The sequence below is a fragment of the Shinella sp. GW835-FHT14H05 genome, from assembly GCF_058793575.1.
Genome location: NZ_JBXAFY010000003.1, coordinates 78,277 through 95,471 on the forward strand (window position 1 = coordinate 78,277; position 17,195 = coordinate 95,471).

Consider the following 17,195-nt stretch of genomic DNA (forward strand, 5'->3'; position numbering starts at 1 on the left):
TTATGCCCCCCTCGGAAAGAGCAGCAGGCGGTCTTGCGGGATCTCCACCTGGATGACGCCGCCCGTCTCGATCTGCAGCCGGCGCACCGCGTTGACGGAGAAATCGGCGACGAGCGTGCGCTCGCCGAGCCGCGGGGCCGTTAGCCGCGTGCGCCAGAACATGCCGAGGAACTCCATCTCCCGCACTTCGGCATCGATGAGGTTCTGCGGCGTCGTCGGCCGGTCGATGGCGTTGACGGCATGCGCATAGGCGCCATGCGGAATGATATCGACCGGGCGCACGATGGCGGTCGCCGTGTCGCCCGTCGCGAAATCCTCCGTCAGACAGCAGAAGGCCGAATGGCCGATCTCGACCTGGCCGTCGGGCAGGACTTTTGCGGGAAACTGGTTGGTCTCGCCGATAAAATCGGCGACGAACAGGGTTTTGGGATGGCGGTAGATTTCGGTCGGCGAGCCGACCTGCTCGATGACGCCGTGGTTCATGACCACGATACGGTCCGCCATGGCGAGCGCTTCTTCCTGGTCGTGCGTCACCATGATCGTCGTGACGCCGAGCTTGCGTTGCAGCGACTTGATCTCGTGGCGCAGGTGCACGCGCACCTTTGCATCGAGCGCCGAAAGCGGTTCGTCAAGCAAAAGCAGGCCGGGTGAAATGGCGATGGCGCGGGCGAGCGCGATGCGCTGCTGCTGGCCGCCGGAAAGCTGGGCGGGATATTTTTTCCCATGCGCCGAGAGACCGACTGTTTCCAAAAGCTCGGCGACGCGTGCAGTGATCTCCGCCCTGGAGCGGCCGGTGTTTTCCAGGCCGAAGGCGATGTTCTGCTCGATCGTCAGGTTCGGGAACAGCGCGTAGGACTGGAAGACGATGCCGTAGTCGCGGCTGGAGGCCGGCAGGCTCGAAATGTTGCGGCCGCCCTGCAGGATTTTCCCGTGGGACTGGAGGTCGAGGCCGGCGATGGCCCGCAGCAGGGTCGTCTTGCCGCAGCCGGAGGGGCCGAGGAAACAGACGAATTCGCCCTTGGCGATGCTGAGCGAAATGTCGCGTAGCGCGACGAAATCACCGTAGCTCTTCCAGAGATCGGAGATTTCCAGATAGGAAGCCGCCTCTCCGGGCGCGCGGTGAATGCTCGTGGGTGTCGGTTCGATCGACATGGCATGTCTCATCTGCAAGCTCCGCTGGCTGTCAGGCACGTTTCGAGAATGCGAAGGGCGGAGCGCTTGGTGCCCCGCCCGGCCGATCGATATCAGCTCTTCGGTTCCGACTTGGCGTCGTAGCGCTTCTGCCATTCCTTCAGGATCGTGGCGCGGTTGTTCGCGGCCCATTCGAAGTCGTTCTCGATCATCTTGGAAGCGATATCGGACGGCAGGTGTTCGACCGCCTTGGCGACGCCCGGATAGGCGACCACGGCGTAACCGACATTGTACATCTCGTTGGCTTCCTTGGTGACGGACCAGTCGACCAGGGTCTTGGCGGCTTCGAGGTTCGCCGTGCCGGCGATGATCGCCGTCGCCTCGGCTTCCCAGCCCGACCCTTCGGACGGGAAGATGATGTCGATCGGCGCGCCGGCGCTTTTCGCTTTGGCGCCGGGGAACTCGAAGGACACGCCGATCACCGCTTCGCCGGCGCCCGCCATCTTGCAGGGTTTTGAGCCGGAATGGGTATAGGCCGAGATGTTTTCGTGCAGCTTGTCCATGAAGGACCAGGCCTTCTCCTCGCCCCACATCTGCACCCAGCCCGAGACATCGAGGAAGCCGGTGCCGGAGGAGGCCGGGTTCGGCATGACGATATGGCCCTTGTATTCCGGCTTCGTCAGGTCTTCCCAGCTCGTCGGCGCCTTGAGGCCGAGCTTTTCACCCTCGACCGTGTTGTAGCAAAGGGCCGCGACATAGGCGTCCATGCCGACCCAGCTCGGCGGGTTGTCCTTGTCGACGAATTTCTTGTCGAGCGCTTCGACGCCCTTCGGCGCATAGCCTTCCAGCATGCCCTCGGTCTTGAGAAGGAGCAGCGATGTTGCGGCCAGCCCCCAGACGACGTCGGCCTGCGGATTGTCCTTCTCGGCGAGCAGCTTTGCCGTCATGACGCCGGTGGAATCGCGCACCCAGTTGATCGTGATGTCGGGGTGGGCTTTTTCGAAGGTGGCCTTGTAGCGGTCGAGATCGACGGCCTCGACGGCGGTGTAGACGGTGAGTTCGCTCTGGGCGAAGGCAATGGTCGGAAGCACGGCGGACATGGCGCCGGCAAGCAGAAAAAGCATGCGTCTGTTCATGATTGAAAATCTCCTCTGAAGGCCTGGAAAAACCTGGGAAGCGCGGCGGGTGATCTAGTTGTCGCCCTTTGATGATCGGCTTCGAGAGGCATTCTGCGCAGGGGTTTTCGGTAAGTAAAATTTATTATTCTTATCGTTCGGAAGGTAAAATCTATAGGTTCCGCGTCGCGAAAACGGTCCTTTTCGGCAACGAAAAAAGGGAGCCGCGCGAAGGCAGCTCCCAGAAAGGGTGATCCCGCAGGGGTTTGCCCGGATCACCAGGGCAGGGAAAAGGTCTTGACGTTGGTAAAGCTCTTCATCGCCTCGATGACGCCTTCCTTGTAGCCGTTTCCGGAATCCTTGATGCCGCCAAAGGGGGACATCTCGATGCGGTAGCCGGGCACTTCCCAGATGTTCACCGTGCCGACCTTGAGCCCCGCTATGTATTTCTGCATGTGGCGGAAATCGTTGGTGCAGACGCCGGAAGAGAGGCCGAAGGCGGTGGAGTTCGAGAGCGCGATCAGAGCGTCGTCGTCATCCGGCGCGCGGACGATGGGGATGATCGGCGCGAAGGTTTCCTCCATGACGAGCTCGCTTGCATGCGAGACGCGGTCGATGACGATCGGCGGCAGCAGGGCGCCCTGCCGGCCCGGATTGTAGAGGATCTCCGCCCCCTCCTCCGCGGCCTTGTGCACGCGGCGCTCGAAGACTTCCGCGGCCTTGGCATGCACGACGGTGCCGAGATCCATCGTGCGGTCCATCGGATCGCCAAACCGGAGCTTCTTCGCCCGCTCCAGCACCAGCGGCACGAAGCGGTCGGCGACACGCTCCTGGCATAGGATGCGTTTGACCGCCGTGCAGCGCTGGCCGGAATTCTTCGTGGCGCCCGCGACCGCGAGGTCGGCGGCTCTGGCGAGATCGTCATCCGACAGGTCGTTCAGGATGATCAGCGGGTCGTTGCCGCCGAGCTCCAAAATCTGGCGCTTGTAGTGGGCATGTGCGGCGATCAGTTTTCCCACCGGCACGCTGCCGGTGAAGGTGATCAGGTCGAAATTCGGGTTGGTGATCATCTCCATGCCGATATCGCCCGGCCAGCCGGTGACGACGGAGAGCATTTCCGGCGGCAGGCCGGCTTCATAGAGAATATCGGCCAGTACCAGCGCCGTTATCGGCGTCAGTTCCGTCGGCTTCAGCACCACGCAATTGTTGGTGGCGATGGCCGGCGCCACCTTGTGCGCCACCATGTTGAGCGGGTGGTTGAAGGGGGTGATCGCCGAAATGGCGGTCAGCGGCTCGCGGGTGGTGAAGATCTTTCGTGCCTTGCCATGCGGGGTGAGGTCGCAGGAGAAGATTTCGCCGTCGTCATGGATGCACATCTGCCCGGAGAGCGTGAAGACATCGAAGGCGCGGCCCACTTCATAGAGCGAGTCCTGCTTGGAAATGCCGAGTTCCAGCGTGATGAGATCGGAGACCTCCTCCTTGCGGGCGACCAGCAATTCGGCCGCCTTGAGCAGGATGCGCTGCCGCTCGTAGCGCGTCAGCTTCGGCTGGTAGGCGGCGGCAATCTCGAAGGCCTTGCGCGCATGTTCCGCATTGCCCGCCGGAACGGTGCCGATGACGGCATCGTTCCAGGGATAGTGCACCTCGACCACGCCTTCGGTGTCGACCTTCTTGCCGGCGATCCGCATGGGTTCGTGGCGGATCGCGAATGTCGTTTCGACCTTGGCCATCATCCGCTCCCTATTGTGCCGGCTGCGCGGCTGCGACGAGCGCGTAGTAGAAGGCATCGAAGTTGCGCAGCGTGCCGGCGGAAAGAAGCTCCGGCAGCGTACGGTTGGCGATGAAGGGCACTTCCTGCTCGGTGAGGCCGCCATGGGAGCGCAGCGGCTCGTTGAGTGCGGCAAGGTCGTGCCGGTGCTCGCTGGTGCCGAGCGTCTTGTTCTCCGAAGAGACGAGCACGATGTCGCCGATGCGATCGTCCGGCAGTTCGAAGCGAACGCAGGCTTCCGGGCGCGACAGCACGACGTCGATGCCCTCGATCGCCTTCAGCCGTTCGATGATCTCCTCCTTGTCGGTGCCTCCCGGCAGGTAGGCGGTGGCGAAGGAGCCGAGCGCACCGTGATGCACGACATAGGGATCGGTGATCGGCAGGATAACGCGGGCGGCGTCCTTGCCGAGCCATTGGTCAAGCAGGTCCTGCACATAGATCACGTCCGGCGAGCCATCGGCCTTGTGCTTTGGCTTCATGCCATGGTCGGCCGTGACGATGATCGCAGCACCCAGCGCATCGAGTTCGGTCAGGTACTTGTCGAACATCTCGTAGAAGGCATTCGCCTGCGGCACGCCGGGGGCATATTTGTGCTGCACATAGTCCGTCGTCGTCAGGTACATGACGTCCGGGCGGAATTCCTTGAGGAGCTTCACGCCGGCCGCAAAGACGAACTCGGAGAGTTCCGCGGAATAGACCTCCGGCACCGGCCGGCCGAGCCAGGCCGAAGCATTGTCGATGCCGTGTTCCGCCTTGGTCGTCGTGTCGGACTTTTCCGAGGAAAAGCAGATCGCCCTGCCCTCATCGAACTTCAGGCCATGGCCGAGCAGTGCCCGCAGCTTGTCCTTCGCCGTCACAACGGCGACCTTGGCGCCGGCATCATAAAAGGCCTTGAAGACGGTCGGCGCGCGGAGGAACCGCGGGTCGTTCATCATCACTTCCTTGCCGGTTGCGGGCTCATAGAGATAGTTGCCGCAGATGCCGTGGATGGACGGCGGGCGGCCGGTGGCGATCGACAGGTTGTTCGGGTTGGTGAAGCTCGGGATGACGCTGAGCGCGGTGCGCTCCGTGCCGGTCTTGCGGATGCGGGCGAGCGTCGGCATCAGGCCGGCCTTGATGGCCTCGTCGAGATAGGCCGGCTCGCAGCCGTCGAGGCAGATGGCGATGGCCGGGACATTCGGCCAGGGATAGGTGCGCCGGTTGGCGGTGACGGTGAGCTTGGACATCTGGTTCATCGGAAATTCCATCCTTATTCAGGCCGCGAGGCGGCTGCGTTCTTCAAGGGCGATGGCCGGGGGCGCGGCATTGTCGACGCCCATTTCGGCAAGGGAGGAGCGGGCGGCGTCCACCACGCGGCGCATGACATGTTCGTCCATGCGGCCGATGCAGCCGACGCGGAAACTGTCGACGACCGTCAGCTTGCCGGGATAGATGATGAAGCCCTTGTCCTTCATCAGCGCGTAGAAGCGATCGAAGGCGAAGGCCGGATGGGCCGGGCTGAAGAAGGTGACGATGATCGGCGACAGCCAGCGGTCGGCAAGCAGCGTCTCGAAGCCGGCCTCGCGCATGCCGGCCACCATGACATCGCGGTTGCGGGCGTAGCGGGCGCCTCGGGCGGTTACGCCACCCTCTTCGCGGTGCAGGCGCAGCGCCTCCAGGAAGGCGGCGACGACATGGGTCGGTGGCGTGAAGCGCCACTGGCCGGTCTTGTTCATGTAGTCCCACTGGGCGTGCATATCGAGGCTCAACGAATGGCTGCGGCCCTTGGCGGCTTCCAATTCGCTCTTGCGGGCGATGACGAAGCCGAAGCCCGGCACGCCCTCGATGCACTTGTTGGCGGAGGAGACGATCGCCTCGTAGCGGAAGTCGGCGATGCCGGCGGGCACGGCGCCGAAGGCGCTCATCGAATCGACGATCAGCTTGCGGCCGCAGGAATAGACGGCGTCGGAAATTTCCTTGAGCGGGTTGAGGATGCCCGAGCTCGTCTCGCAATGCACGACGACGACATGGCTGATGGCGGGATCGGCATCCAGCGCGGCAACGACTTCGGGGCCGCGTGGCGGCATGTAGTCGCCCTTGTCGATCGTTACATGGTCGCGGCCGAGATAGGCGAGCGTCTGGGCGATGCGCTTGCCATAGGCGCCGTTGCTCAGCACCAGCACCTTGCCGTCGCGGGGAACGAAGCTACCGAGCATCGCCTCGACCGAGAACGAGCCGCTGCCCTGCATGGGCACGCAGTCGAATTCGCCAGTTGTATCGCCGGCAATCTCCAGAAGCTGGCGGCGCAGGTCCGCCGTCATGGCGCGGAAATCGGCATCCCACGAGCCCCAGTCCCGCAGCATCGCTTCCTTGACCGAATAGGCTGTCGTCAACGGGCCGGGCGTCAGGAGATAGGGTTCGCCGAGCCTTGGCGTTTCCAGCGGCGCGATGGTTCTGTCAGAAGCGGTGTTGGGCATGGTCCGTCCTCGCATTGGCGTCTCTGGAGCAACAATGCGGCGGGCAGACATATATGTAAAATCGTTCTTTTGTATGAAAATATAGGTTTTTCTTATGGTAGTGCCGAAGGCGACAACGAATGCGCCTTTTGCTCTTTACATAAGAAGAATCGTTCGGTCTGATGATTGCATCACCTTGATCGATCGAAAGACGGTTCCATGCGCTATGTCCAGCTTCGCGCTTTCCATAACGTGGCCATCCACGGCGGCTTTTCGCGCGCGGCCGAAGCGCTCTTCCTCACCCAGCCCGCCATTTCCGACCAGGTGCGCAAGCTGGAGGAGGAATACGACGTCCTGCTCTTCAACCGCAACAAGAAGCAGGTGACGCTCACCCAGGCCGGCCAGCAGCTTCTGGAAGTCACCCGTCGCATGTTCGACGTGGAGCAGCAGGCGCTCGATCTCTTGTCGGAATCGCGGGCGCTCCGGGCCGGCAAGCTGCGGATTGTCGCGGATGCCGCCCACCATCTGCTGCACATCCTCGCCGCCTTCCGCCGCGCCTATCCGACCGTGCAGGTCTCGATCGACGCCGGCAATACCGAGACGGTCATCACCAGCCTGCATGCCTATGAGGCGGATATCGGCGTTCTCGGCGAAATCCCGCAATCCAGCGACTTCGAGATCCTGAAGCTCAATTCGACGCCGATCATCGCCTTTGCCAGCCGCGATTATCCTCTCGCAGGCCAGACGGAAATCACGCTCGCCGAACTCGCCAAGCACCCCCTGGTCTTTCGCGAGCGGGGCTCCAAGACCCGCCAGAAGCTGGAAGCGATGGCGGCGCAATGTGGCGTCACGCTGACGCCGCTCATCGAGGCGGAGGGGCGCGAAGCGGTTCGCGAGATCGTCGCGGCAGGCGGCGGGGTCGGCTTTGTCTCTTCCGCCGAATTCGGCCAGGACAACCGGCTTGTCCCGATCCGCATCGATGCGCCGGAAATGCTGATGGACGAGGCGCTCATCTGCCTACGCGAGCGCAGCAACGGCAAGCTCGTCAACGCCTTCTACGAAATCGCCCGCAAGCTGGCGCAAACGGCGGGTTGAATGGCCCACCAGTCGCGCAGTGCGGCTTCTCAAGAAAAAGCCGAGGGTTTTTCGCGAGGCGATCGCCGCTTTTTCGTGGTAGCGTGACGACAGTTTCATCGATCGAGTGGCGTAAAATCAATCTATACAATCTCTATAGAATGTGATCTTTTTGCCCCGGTTAAGCCTGTGCGCCTGAAACGGCATCCGCAAGGAGAGACGACATGGGTATGATCTCGTCAGCACTCGACCGCCCAACGCGAACCGCCGCCGTCATCAGCACCGAGGACGAGGCGCTGACCGTCGTCGGCACGATTGCCGGCATTTTCAGTGCCGCCGCGGGCGGCACGCTGGCAACGGCGGAGGCCCGCCTCGACCTCCTGTCCCGCTCGGGCCTGTTCGGCATTTCCGTGCCGACGGAGTATGGCGGCATCGACGTTTCCAACACAGTTCTGGCGGATGTCTGCGCCGTGGCGTCAGCGCAATCCGCCACGCTGGGCGAAATCCTTGCCGCCCATTTCGTCGTGCTCGAAGAGCTTCGCAGCCACGGCACGGACGGCCAGCGCAGCGGGGTTTTCTCGGCCGCCCTTTCGGGCGCGCGGCTCGCCCGCGCCGTCCCCCGGCGCAATGGCGAGGAAGCCGAAACACTGCCGCTCGCCGCAAGCGGCCTTGCCTGGCGGCTCAGCGGTGAAGCGCTCTGTACGCCGTGCACCCGCCACGCCGACTGGTTGCTCGTGCCGACCCGCAACGACGGCGGCAAGGCCGCAAGCCTGTTGCTGCCGACGCGTATCGACGGCCTGCACTATATCGCCAACAATTGCGAGCCGGCGAACGGCGCGCCGCAATCGGCGGAACATGTGCTGTTCAAGGATGTGCTCGTCGATGGCGATGCCCTGCTGCATGCGCCCGGCGAGGTGGCGGTGCCGCATTCCCTCGGTTTGCTTCTCGGTGCCGCAAGGCAATTGGGCGCCGGCCAGCGGGCACTCGGCCGTGTGCTGGACAAGGCGGATGGCGATGTTTTCGAGGCCGGCCTGCTTTCCGCCCGCCTCGCCGCCGCGCAGGCCATGGTCGCCGAGGCGGGTCGCGCCATAGACGCGGCACAGATCGGGATTGCGGACCAGCACAGGACGAACGCCTTCCTCGCCGCCACCGCTGCCCGCGCCGTGGCGCAGGAGGCTGCCGATCATCTTCGAGCGGCAGGCGGTGGCGCGCAGCAGGAGGGTCCGCCGGCGAATCTCACCGAGGCGCTCAGGCAAAGCGGCCGGCTGCGGCGCGAAGCGCACCGCAACCCGCAGGATGAAGAAAACTAGGTTTTTGTGCGGATTTGCGGGGCGGCTTCAGCCGACTCGCTTTTCCAGCTCTTCGTCGTCGATCATCGCGGCGGCACCCGGCACGGCGACGAACTGTTCGAGCGTCATCGTGTCGAGAATGGCGGCGATGGCGTCGCGCACGTCGGTCATGGCGCGGCGGACCTGACAGGTTTCCGGATCGGCACAATCCTCGCAGGCCTCATAGGCGGTGCGGCTGGCACAGCGGATGGGCGCGAGCGGCCCGTCGAGCACGCGGATGGCGTGGCCGATTCGGATTTCCGAGGCCGGATGGGAGAGCGAATAGCCGCCGCCCGGCCCCTTCTTGGAGCGCAGCATGCCGGCATTGCGCAGTTCCAGCAGAATCGTGTCGAGGAACTTTTTCGGAATGTTGTTTCGAAGCGCGATCTCGCTGACGAAAGCGGTTTGGCCCGGCGCCAGCCGTGCGAGGTCCACCAAGGCCTTCAGTCCGTATTTTCCCTTTTTCGTCAGCATTTCAGCCTGCTTTCCGTCAGCATATGTGCATTACCCGGATATGCCCGGCAGCGCGGACGCGCACGCCGCGTCCCGCTGTTTCCATCCGTCGTCCTCGGGAAGATCGATCGGCTCACCTTTGACGGGTGATTCTGGCTCATTCTTGGCACCGGAGTGCGAAAAACATATAAAAACAATATAATTTATTTATGAGCATAACGCCATGGAAATTGGCATTCTCCGGCAACCCCTTATGCCGATTTTTGGCCCCGGCGTGCCCATTTCGCATCATTTTTCGCGACAATCGGTATTTCTTCTGCTCGTCATCAATTTTGCGCCAGGCGCGGCGTTCCACCCGAACCACAGAAAAACGCAAAACCAATTGCGGCAAGGCAGGCAAATTGAGGCAAATATTTCTCTACTAAATTTATGGAATGGATAGCCTGAATTGCCGGCCCGCGGCAGACCGCGGCAACGGCAATTTGAGGAGAGGACCATGACCATCAACCGCAGAACCCTGCTTGCCGCGACCGCCGCCCTTGCCATGGCCGCGTCGTTCGGCACCGCCTTCGCCCAGGAGGTGACGCTCAACATCGGCTACCAGCCGATCGTCGAGCCGTCCCGCGTACCCCAGGCTGACGGCACCTATGAGAAGGTGACCGGCGCCAAGATCAACTGGCAGAAATTCGACGGCGGCGCCGACGTGATCGCGGCGATTGCCTCCGGCTCGCTAGATATCGGCTATGTCGGCTCCTCGCCGCTTGCCGCCGCCTCCAGCCGCGAACTGCCGATCGAGTTGATCTACATCGTCGGCTTGATCAGCGAGGCAGAAGCGCTCGCCGTGAAGTCGATCGAGAAGCCGGAAGATCTTGTCGGCAAGAAGATCGCCACGCCCTTCGTCTCCACCGCCCATTACAGCCTGCTGACGGCGCTGAAGCACTGGAAGGTCGATCCGAAGTCGGTCGAGATCCTCAACCTGCGTCCGCCGGAAATCGCGGCCGCCTGGGAACGCGGCGATATCGACGGCGCTTACGTCTGGGATCCGGTTCTGGCGCAGCTCAAGAAGAGCGGCACGGTGCTGGCGACCTCGAAGGATGTCGCCGATTGGGGCGGCCCGACCTTCGACGCCTGGATCGTCAGCAAGAAGTTCGCGGAAGAGCATCCGGACGTCGTGACGGCCTTCGTGAAGGTGACGGGCGACGCGACCGCCGCCTATCGCGCCAATCCGGACGCCTGGAACGCCACCTCGCCGGAAGCCGAGAAGATCGCGCGGCTGACCGGCGCCAAGCAGGACGAGGTGCCGGCGCTTCTCAAGGGCTACGTCTTCCCGACGCTGGAAGAGCAGGCCGGCGAGGCGCTGCTCGGTGGCGGCACGGTGAAGGCCGTGGCCGATACATCGGCCTTCCTGCTGGAACAAGGCAAGATCCCGTCGGCGCTCTCCGACTACAAGCCTTACATCTCCACGCGCTGGGTCACGGACGCGACGAAGCTGTCCTACTGATCGGCGACAAATCCTGCGGCGGAGGTGGCCCGGCGGCGTGAAAGCGCTGCCGGGCCACCTCCGACAGATAGGCCAAGACACTCCCGGAGGTTCCATGAGCATCCTGACATTCCGCAACGTTTCGCTGCGTTATCCGCCAAGGGCGGGACGCGGCGGCGCCGCTGAAAAACTCGTCCTCGACGGCATCAACCTGCAGGTCGCTTCGGACGAGCTGGTCGCCATCATCGGGCGTTCCGGCTCCGGCAAGACGAGCCTGCTCAACCTCGCTGCCGGGTTTCTGGAACCGACCTCCGGCTCCATCACCGTCGACGGCGTGCCGATCAAGGGACCGAATGCCGACCGGGCCGTGGTCTTCCAGGACGATGCGCTCTACCCCTGGCTCGACGCCCGCGACAACATCGCGCTTCCCTTCAAGTTGCGGGGCGTTCCCCTCGCCGAACGGCGCGAGAAGGCCCAGCAGCTTCTCGAACGCGTAGGCCTTGCGGATGCCGGCGACCGGCGCATCTGGGAGCTTTCCGGCGGCATGCGCCAGCGTGTGGGCATTGCCCGGGCGCTCGCCGCCGAGCCGCGCTTCCTGCTGCTCGACGAGCCGCTCGGCGCGCTCGATGCGCTGACCCGCACGCGCATGCAGGCCTTCCTGCTGCGCATCAAGGCGGAAAGCGGCGCGGGCGCGCTGCTCATCACCCATTCGATCGAGGAGGCACTGCTGCTCGGCACGCGCGTCGTCGTGCTGTCGCCCAATCCGGGGCGCCTGACGGCGGAGATCGAGGCCGGCTTCAATGCGGAGGTGCTGAACGGCGCCCCGGTTGCCACCGTCAAGGCCTCGCCGCTTTTCAAGCGCATGCATGCCGGGCTCAACGGCCTCATCCAGTCCACCACTGACGAGGAGTTGGCCGCATGACGCTCTCCACCGATATAGAAGCCCTGCCGCAGCCGGTCGAGACCACCACGGAGGACGCCCTCCCCCGTGCATCGCGCCCCGTGCCGATCGCCGTCATCTCGACCATCACCGTCGTTGCGATCATCGGGCTGTGGGGCCTTGCCTCCGCCTATGCGCTGGTCTCGCCCGTCTTCCTGCCCTCGCCGCGGCAGGTGGTCATCGCTCTCTATAACCTCGTCGTGACCGGCTTCGTCGATTCGACACTGGCCGAGCATGTCGGCGCCAGCCTCTACCGCATTTTTGGCGCGCTTATTGCGTCGATCCTGATCGGCATTCCCGCGGGCATCGCCATCGGCACGAGCCGCGTCGGCCGCGGCATCCTCGATCCGATCGTCGAATTCCTGCGCCCGCTGCCGCCGCTCGCCTACCTGCCGCTCGTCATCATCTGGGTCGGCATCGGCGAGGCGTCGAAGATCACGGTGATCGCGCTTTCCATGCTGCCCTCGATCATCCTGTCGACATCCGCGGGCGTGCGCGGAGTCTCGAAGGACCATGTCAACGCGGCCCGCTCGCTCGGTGCCAGCAAGCGGCAGGTGCTGACGGAAGTGGTGCTGCCGAGTGCCGTGCCGTCGATCCTCACCGGCATCCGCATTGCGCTCGGTGCCGGCTGGACGACGCTGGTCGCGGCCGAACTGGTGGCGGCGACGAGCGGCATCGGCTTCATGATCCAGTCGGCAGCACAGTTCCTCGTCACCGACATCGTAATTGCCGGCATCATCGTCATCGCCCTGATCGCGATCCTGCTGGAATTCATCGCGCGGCTGATCGAGCGGCGCCTGGTGCCCTGGGCCTCCCATCGCTGAGAGCGATGCCGGCGCTCAGTTGAGCGCCAGCCCCATGCTCGCGACGGCTGCCGTGAACAGGCGGCCGTCCTGCGTTGCGGCGAAGGGATCGCGCTCCGCCCGCGCCTTCAGCAGCTCCAGGAAATCGTAGCCCGCCGTCCAGCGGCCGAAGCCGCTCGCGATGTTGATGTGGCCGGCATTGCCGATATCGATGAGATCGCTGCCCCAGGCCTTGGCGCTCTGGCGCAGCCGGTCGACCGGCATATAGGGATCGTTCAGGCTGCCGACGACGAGCGAGGGAAACGGCAGCCGCTTAACCGGCATGGCGCCGAAGCGGACCACGCAAGGGTGCAGGGTTTCCGTCGTGTCGAGGTCGCAGGGCGCGACGAGCAGCGCGCCGCGGATGCGCGAGGCAAGCGGGCTTTCGGCAAACTGCGCGGCCAGCACGCAGCCGAGGCTGTGGCCGACGAGCCAGAGGTCCTTGCCGATCATGTCGACCTGACGTTCCAGCTGCACAAGCCAGCTCTGCCGGTCCGGGCAGTTCCAGTCGAACTGCTCGACGACGCGGCTTTCGGGATTGTCGCGCGCCCAGTGACGCTGCCAATGGTCACTCGCGGACCCGTTGAGGCCCGGCAGGATCAGCGTGTCGACGGGGATATCGAGTGACGGCATGGCGGCGGCCTTCCTTCGCAAACCAGATCTGTCCGGAAGGATGCGCGACACAACGCGGAATGGTAAGGAAACCGCTGCTAAACTCTTCAAAATCCATAAAAATTTTTTGCATCATGGCGATGATGCGAAGCATCGGGCGGCAAGTTCGCCCAATGCCTTTTTGAGGTTTCTCAGCCGCGATGATCGAGGCGCGCGACGAGCCGGTCGCCGAGCCACTGGATGCCGCAGACGAGCACGATCAGCACGGCGACGACCGCCACCATGACCGTCGTCTCGAAGCGCTGGTAGCCGTAGCGGATCGCGAGGTCGCCGAGACCGCCGGCACCGATGGCGCCTGCCATGGCGGAGGCGCCGATCAGCGTCACGAGCGTCACGGTGAAGCCCGCGACGATGCCCGGCAGCGCCTCGGGGATCAGCACCTCGCGCACGATCGTCCAGCGGTTGCCGCCCATGGCGCGCACGGCCTCGATCAGCCCGCGGTCGACCTCGCGCAGCGACACTTCCGCGATGCGTGCATAATAGGGTGTCGCGGCGATCGACAGCGGCACGATCGCGGCCCAGGTGCCGATCGACGTGCCGACGATGAGGCGCGTGACGGGGATGAGCGCCACGAGCAGGATGATGAAGGGCACGGAGCGGAAGCCGTTGACGATGGCGCCGAACAGGCGGTTGGTCCAGAGGTTTTCCGCAATGCCGCCGCGCGCGGTCGCCACCAGCGCCAGGCCGAGCGGCAGGCCGAAGGCGAGCGAGATGACGCCGGAGGCGGCCGTCATCACGACCGTTTCCCAGAGCGAGCGGACGAGAAGCTCAAGCATGATCGGCGACATGGCCGAGGACCTCCACCTGTGCGCCGAGGCGCTCTGCAAACGAAACGAGGCGCGCGGCGGCATCGGCCGGCACCGCGATAAAGAAGCGGCCGACGGCCTGTTCCTGGATATGATCGACGCCGCCATGGACCAGGCGGTAGCCGCCCGGAAATTCTTCCGACAGCTTCTGGAACAGCGGGCCAGTGGCGGCGGGGCCGGCAATGTCGAGGCTGAGGATCGCCTCGCCTGCGATATCCGCCGTAAGCCTTTTTGCGATATGGGCGGGTAGTTGCGGGCGGATGCCGCTGAGCAGGCTCTTCGTCGTCTCCGCCTGCGGTCGTGAAAACACCTGCCAGACGGGACCTTCCTCCACGATGCGCCCGGCATCGAGCACGGTGACGCGGTCGGCGATATTCCGCACCACTTCCATCTCGTGGGTGATGAGCAGGATCGTGAGGCCGAGCTTGCGGTTGATGTCCTTGAGCAGCGCCAGGATCGAGCGCGTCGTTTCCGGGTCGAGCGCGGAGGTCGCCTCGTCGGAGAGCAGCAGCGCCGGGCTTGCGGCAAGCGCGCGAGCAATGCCGACGCGCTGCTTCTGGCCGCCGGAGAGTTCCGACGGATAGGCCTTCGCCTTGCCGGTCAGGCCCACAAGGTCGAGCAGTTCTGCGGCGCGCGCGAGGCGTTTGGCCTTCGCCCAGCCCTCGATCTTCAGGGGCAGCGCGACATTCTCCTCCACCGTCTTGGCGGAGAGCAGGTTGAAATGCTGGAAGATCATGCCGATGCGGCGGCGCAGCGGCTGCAGTTCGGCTTCGCTGAGGCCGGTGATCTCGCGGCCTTCGATCTCGATCGTGCCGCTGTCCGGCCGCTCCAGGCCGTTGAGGCAGCGGATGAGCGTCGACTTGCCGGCGCCGCTGCGCCCGATGATGCCGAGGATCTCGCCCCGGCGGACGTCGAGCGAAACGCCGTCCAGCGCCGGCGTCGCGCCAAAACGGCGGCGGACGTCCGACAGGCGGATGACGTCTTCTTCGGCGGTGGCGGTTTGCACCCGCTTGCCTGTCACATGTTTGTTCATGCGCGGTTCCCTTCCGGAAACGGAAAGACAGCCCGCGGCGGCTGGGCGCATCGCGGGCTGTCTCTGCTGGTTGTCGAGTGCCTTAGTAGGCGCTGATGCCCGTGCCCTTGTAGACGCGGTCGAACTCGGCCTTCACGACGTCGTTCTGATAGGCCTCGACCAGCGGCTTGACCCAGGGCTCGTCCTTCGATTCCTCGCGAACCGCGATGAAGTTGCGGTACGGATTGTCGGCGACCGGCTCCTGCGCGATGCGGTTTTCCGGGGTGAGGCCGCTTTTCAGCGCCCAGTCGGTGTTGACGATCGCGGCATCCAGGTCATCGACCGAGCGGCCGACGATGCCGGCGTCAAGTTCCTTGATCTCCAGCTTCTTCGGGTTTTCCGAGATGTCGGCGATGGTGGCGAGAATGCCGGTGCCGTCCTTCAGCTTGATCAGGCCCTCGTTCTGCAGCACGCGCAGCGCCCGGCCCTCGTTCGACGGATCGTTCGGCACGCCGACGACGGCGCCGTCCGGCAGGTCCGCGACCTTGGTGTGCTTCTTGGAATAGAGTCCGATCGGCCAGACGGCGGTGTAGCCGGCGGGAACGATCTTGTAGCCGTGCTGATGGATCTGGTTTTCCAGATAGGGCAGGTGCTGGAAGGCGTTGGCGTCGACCTCGCCGCGGGCGAGCGCCTCGTTGGGCTGGGTATAGTCGTTGAAGACGACCGTCTCGATGGTCAGGCCCTTCTTGGCGGCTTCCGCCGTCACGACGCGCCAGACATCCTCGTCCTCGCCGGAAATGATGCCGACCTTCAGGTCCTTCTTGTCTTCGGCAAAGGCGGGCGCGGAAACGGAGAGCGTGGAGACGGCGACGGCCGCCACCGCGAGCGCCGCAAGGGCGGAGCGGCGGGAGAAAAACGCGCTTTCGAGGAGTTTTTTGCTGATTTTGGACATGCTGGCCTGCTTTCGCGATGGGGAGGATCGACTGCGAAACAACGTTGTTTCTACCCCTAAAATCGCAAATGCCGCATTTGTGGACAACGAATGGCGGTTTATTGGGCAGGCCGAACGGGAACTTTCGCTCTCTGATATCGAAGCAGGGCGGAAAATATTTTCTACTGTTTTAGTGGAATACAGCGGAGGCGCTAGGAACGGAGATCCGGACCTCTCGGGAGAGGTCCGGATTAAGCTACGGTCGGCTACTCGGACGTGGGTGCGAACATTGCGCGCATGCGATCGCGATAATGGTCTTCAGAGGTCGACCAGCGCAGCGCGGCGAGCATCTTGGTATCGGCACCGGCCGGATAGCGCAGCCGTTCCCCTTCGTCGGTCGCCGCCGCATAGGCAGCCTCGGCAACTTCCGCCTCGGTGCAATAGGCCGTCGGATAGTCGGCCATCCGCGCGAATGCGGCCTGGGCGAAGGCGCCGTAATCCTCCGGGATCAGGCCCTGCATGCGCGGGCCGCCATTGGCGGTGAAACTGGTCGTCGGCGCATAGCCGGGTTCGACCAACCGCGCCTTTATGCCGAATTGCTCCAACTCATAGGAAAGCGACTCGGTAAAACCCTCGACGGCGAACTTGCTGGCGGCATAGGCCGCGACCAGCGGCATGACGCCGATCGCGACGCTGGAGGTGACGTTGACGATCACGCCGTGCCCCTGCCTGCGCATCTGCGGGATGATCTCGCGGCAGGCGTTGAACACGCCGAACGTATTGGTTTCGAAAAGCTCGCGGATCGCGCTGTCCGGCGTCGCCTCCACCGCGGATGCCATGCCGATGCCGGCATTGTTGATCCACACGTCGATCGAGCCGAAGGCCGCGACGGCTGCGTTGATCGCGGTGCGGATCGTCTCGGGGCGAGTGATGTCGAGCGGGACGATCTTCAGCCGCTCGGCCGGGCCTTCGATGAGATCGGCTTTCGGGGTGCGCATCGTCGCGACGACGTTCCACCCCCGTTCGAGGAAGAGTTCCGCGGTTGCCCTGCCGTAGCCGGACGAGGTTCCGGTTATCAAAACCGTGTTTGTCATCTGTATCTCCTGTCTGAATAGCCCGATTATATTGGTTAGCGGGAGATTTTGAATAATTCAGAGTCCAGTTTGCATTACCGATCGTCCAAATGATAATGTGGCCAAACTCGCTTT

17 protein-coding genes are annotated in these 17,195 nt (G+C 64.0%); 6 read left to right on the plus strand and 11 right to left on the minus strand.

The genetic code is table 11. The features are described from left to right. The 5 genes from AC1Q6Z_RS11615 to AC1Q6Z_RS11635 form a co-directional block, all read right to left on the minus strand. The gene (locus AC1Q6Z_RS11615) at positions 1-1,164 is read right to left on the minus strand and encodes a putative 2-aminoethylphosphonate ABC transporter ATP-binding protein (RefSeq protein WP_492647918.1); all 1,164 of its coding nucleotides are present in this window, start codon (positions 1,162-1,164) and stop codon (positions 1-3) included. Between the two features lie 80 nt (positions 1,165-1,244). Next, complete coding sequence (locus AC1Q6Z_RS11620) at positions 1,245-2,255, minus strand: putative 2-aminoethylphosphonate ABC transporter substrate-binding protein (protein ID WP_439615914.1); 1,011 nt, start codon at positions 2,253-2,255, stop codon at positions 1,245-1,247. A 266-nt stretch (positions 2,256-2,521) separates the two neighbouring features. Then, on the minus strand, positions 2,522-3,976 hold the full coding sequence (gene phnY, locus AC1Q6Z_RS11625; protein WP_492647919.1) for a phosphonoacetaldehyde dehydrogenase: 1,455 nt from the start codon (positions 3,974-3,976) through the stop codon (positions 2,522-2,524). 10 nt (positions 3,977-3,986) lie between these two features. Continuing rightward, complete coding sequence (phnA, locus tag AC1Q6Z_RS11630; RefSeq protein WP_492647920.1) at positions 3,987-5,249, minus strand: phosphonoacetate hydrolase; 1,263 nt, start codon at positions 5,247-5,249, stop codon at positions 3,987-3,989. An 18-nt stretch (positions 5,250-5,267) separates the two neighbouring features. After that, a complete protein-coding gene (locus tag AC1Q6Z_RS11635; RefSeq protein ID WP_492647921.1) occupies positions 5,268-6,470 on the minus strand; it encodes a 2-aminoethylphosphonate--pyruvate transaminase in 1,203 nt (400 codons plus the stop codon). A gap of 198 nt (positions 6,471-6,668) precedes the next feature. Between AC1Q6Z_RS11635 and AC1Q6Z_RS11640 the strand changes: the two genes are divergently transcribed. After that, positions 6,669-7,544 (plus strand): LysR substrate-binding domain-containing protein, encoded by an 876-nt coding sequence (locus AC1Q6Z_RS11640; protein WP_435265856.1) that lies wholly within the window; start codon positions 6,669-6,671, stop codon positions 7,542-7,544. 203 nt (positions 7,545-7,747) lie between these two features. After that, positions 7,748-8,833, plus strand: a complete 1,086-nt coding sequence (locus AC1Q6Z_RS11645; RefSeq protein WP_492647922.1) for an acyl-CoA dehydrogenase family protein — start codon at positions 7,748-7,750, stop codon at positions 8,831-8,833. A gap of 27 nt (positions 8,834-8,860) precedes the next feature. On the opposite strand, the gene AC1Q6Z_RS11650 is transcribed toward AC1Q6Z_RS11645, so the two are convergent. Next, positions 8,861-9,325, minus strand: a complete 465-nt coding sequence (locus AC1Q6Z_RS11650) for an RrF2 family transcriptional regulator (RefSeq protein ID WP_256116288.1) — start codon at positions 9,323-9,325, stop codon at positions 8,861-8,863. A gap of 202 nt (positions 9,326-9,527) precedes the next feature. Between AC1Q6Z_RS11650 and AC1Q6Z_RS11655 the strand changes: the two genes are divergently transcribed. The 4 genes from AC1Q6Z_RS11655 (at position 9,528) to AC1Q6Z_RS11670 (ending at position 12,548) form a co-directional block, all read left to right on the plus strand. Continuing rightward, positions 9,528-9,746: a hypothetical protein gene (locus AC1Q6Z_RS11655; protein ID WP_492647923.1), complete on the plus strand. Its 219-nt coding sequence runs from the start codon at positions 9,528-9,530 to the stop codon at positions 9,744-9,746. Between the two features lie 54 nt (positions 9,747-9,800). After that, complete coding sequence (gene tauA / locus AC1Q6Z_RS11660; RefSeq protein ID WP_439615841.1) at positions 9,801-10,805, plus strand: taurine ABC transporter substrate-binding protein; 1,005 nt, start codon at positions 9,801-9,803, stop codon at positions 10,803-10,805. Positions 10,806-10,899: 94 nt separating this feature from the next. Next, positions 10,900-11,706, plus strand: a complete 807-nt coding sequence (locus AC1Q6Z_RS11665) for a taurine ABC transporter ATP-binding protein (RefSeq protein ID WP_492647924.1) — start codon at positions 10,900-10,902, stop codon at positions 11,704-11,706. Continuing rightward, entirely contained in the window at positions 11,703-12,548 is an 846-nt protein-coding gene (locus tag AC1Q6Z_RS11670; RefSeq protein ID WP_492647925.1) for an ABC transporter permease subunit, read from the plus strand. The genes AC1Q6Z_RS11665 and AC1Q6Z_RS11670 overlap by 4 nt, the downstream gene beginning before the upstream one ends. Positions 12,549-12,563: 15 nt before the next feature. Here the strand turns inward: AC1Q6Z_RS11670 and AC1Q6Z_RS11675 are convergent, their stop codons facing one another. From AC1Q6Z_RS11675 to AC1Q6Z_RS11695, 5 genes are all read right to left on the minus strand, one after another. Further along, positions 12,564-13,199, minus strand: coding sequence for an RBBP9/YdeN family alpha/beta hydrolase (locus tag AC1Q6Z_RS11675; protein ID WP_492647926.1), 636 nt, complete (start codon positions 13,197-13,199; stop codon positions 12,564-12,566). A 170-nt stretch (positions 13,200-13,369) separates the two neighbouring features. Continuing rightward, positions 13,370-14,026: a methionine ABC transporter permease gene (locus AC1Q6Z_RS11680; protein WP_492647927.1), complete on the minus strand. Its 657-nt coding sequence runs from the start codon at positions 14,024-14,026 to the stop codon at positions 13,370-13,372. Beyond that, positions 14,007-15,077, minus strand: a complete 1,071-nt coding sequence (locus AC1Q6Z_RS11685) for a methionine ABC transporter ATP-binding protein (RefSeq protein WP_492647928.1) — start codon at positions 15,075-15,077, stop codon at positions 14,007-14,009. Before AC1Q6Z_RS11685 ends, AC1Q6Z_RS11680 begins: the two co-directional genes overlap by 20 nt. An 82-nt stretch (positions 15,078-15,159) precedes the next feature. Then, the gene (locus AC1Q6Z_RS11690) at positions 15,160-16,008 is read right to left on the minus strand and encodes a MetQ/NlpA family ABC transporter substrate-binding protein (RefSeq protein ID WP_492647929.1); all 849 of its coding nucleotides are present in this window, start codon (positions 16,006-16,008) and stop codon (positions 15,160-15,162) included. Positions 16,009-16,253: 245 nt separating this feature from the next. Further along, positions 16,254-17,081, minus strand: coding sequence for an SDR family oxidoreductase (locus AC1Q6Z_RS11695; protein WP_492647930.1), 828 nt, complete (start codon positions 17,079-17,081; stop codon positions 16,254-16,256). Positions 17,082-17,195: the final 114 nt, after the last annotated feature.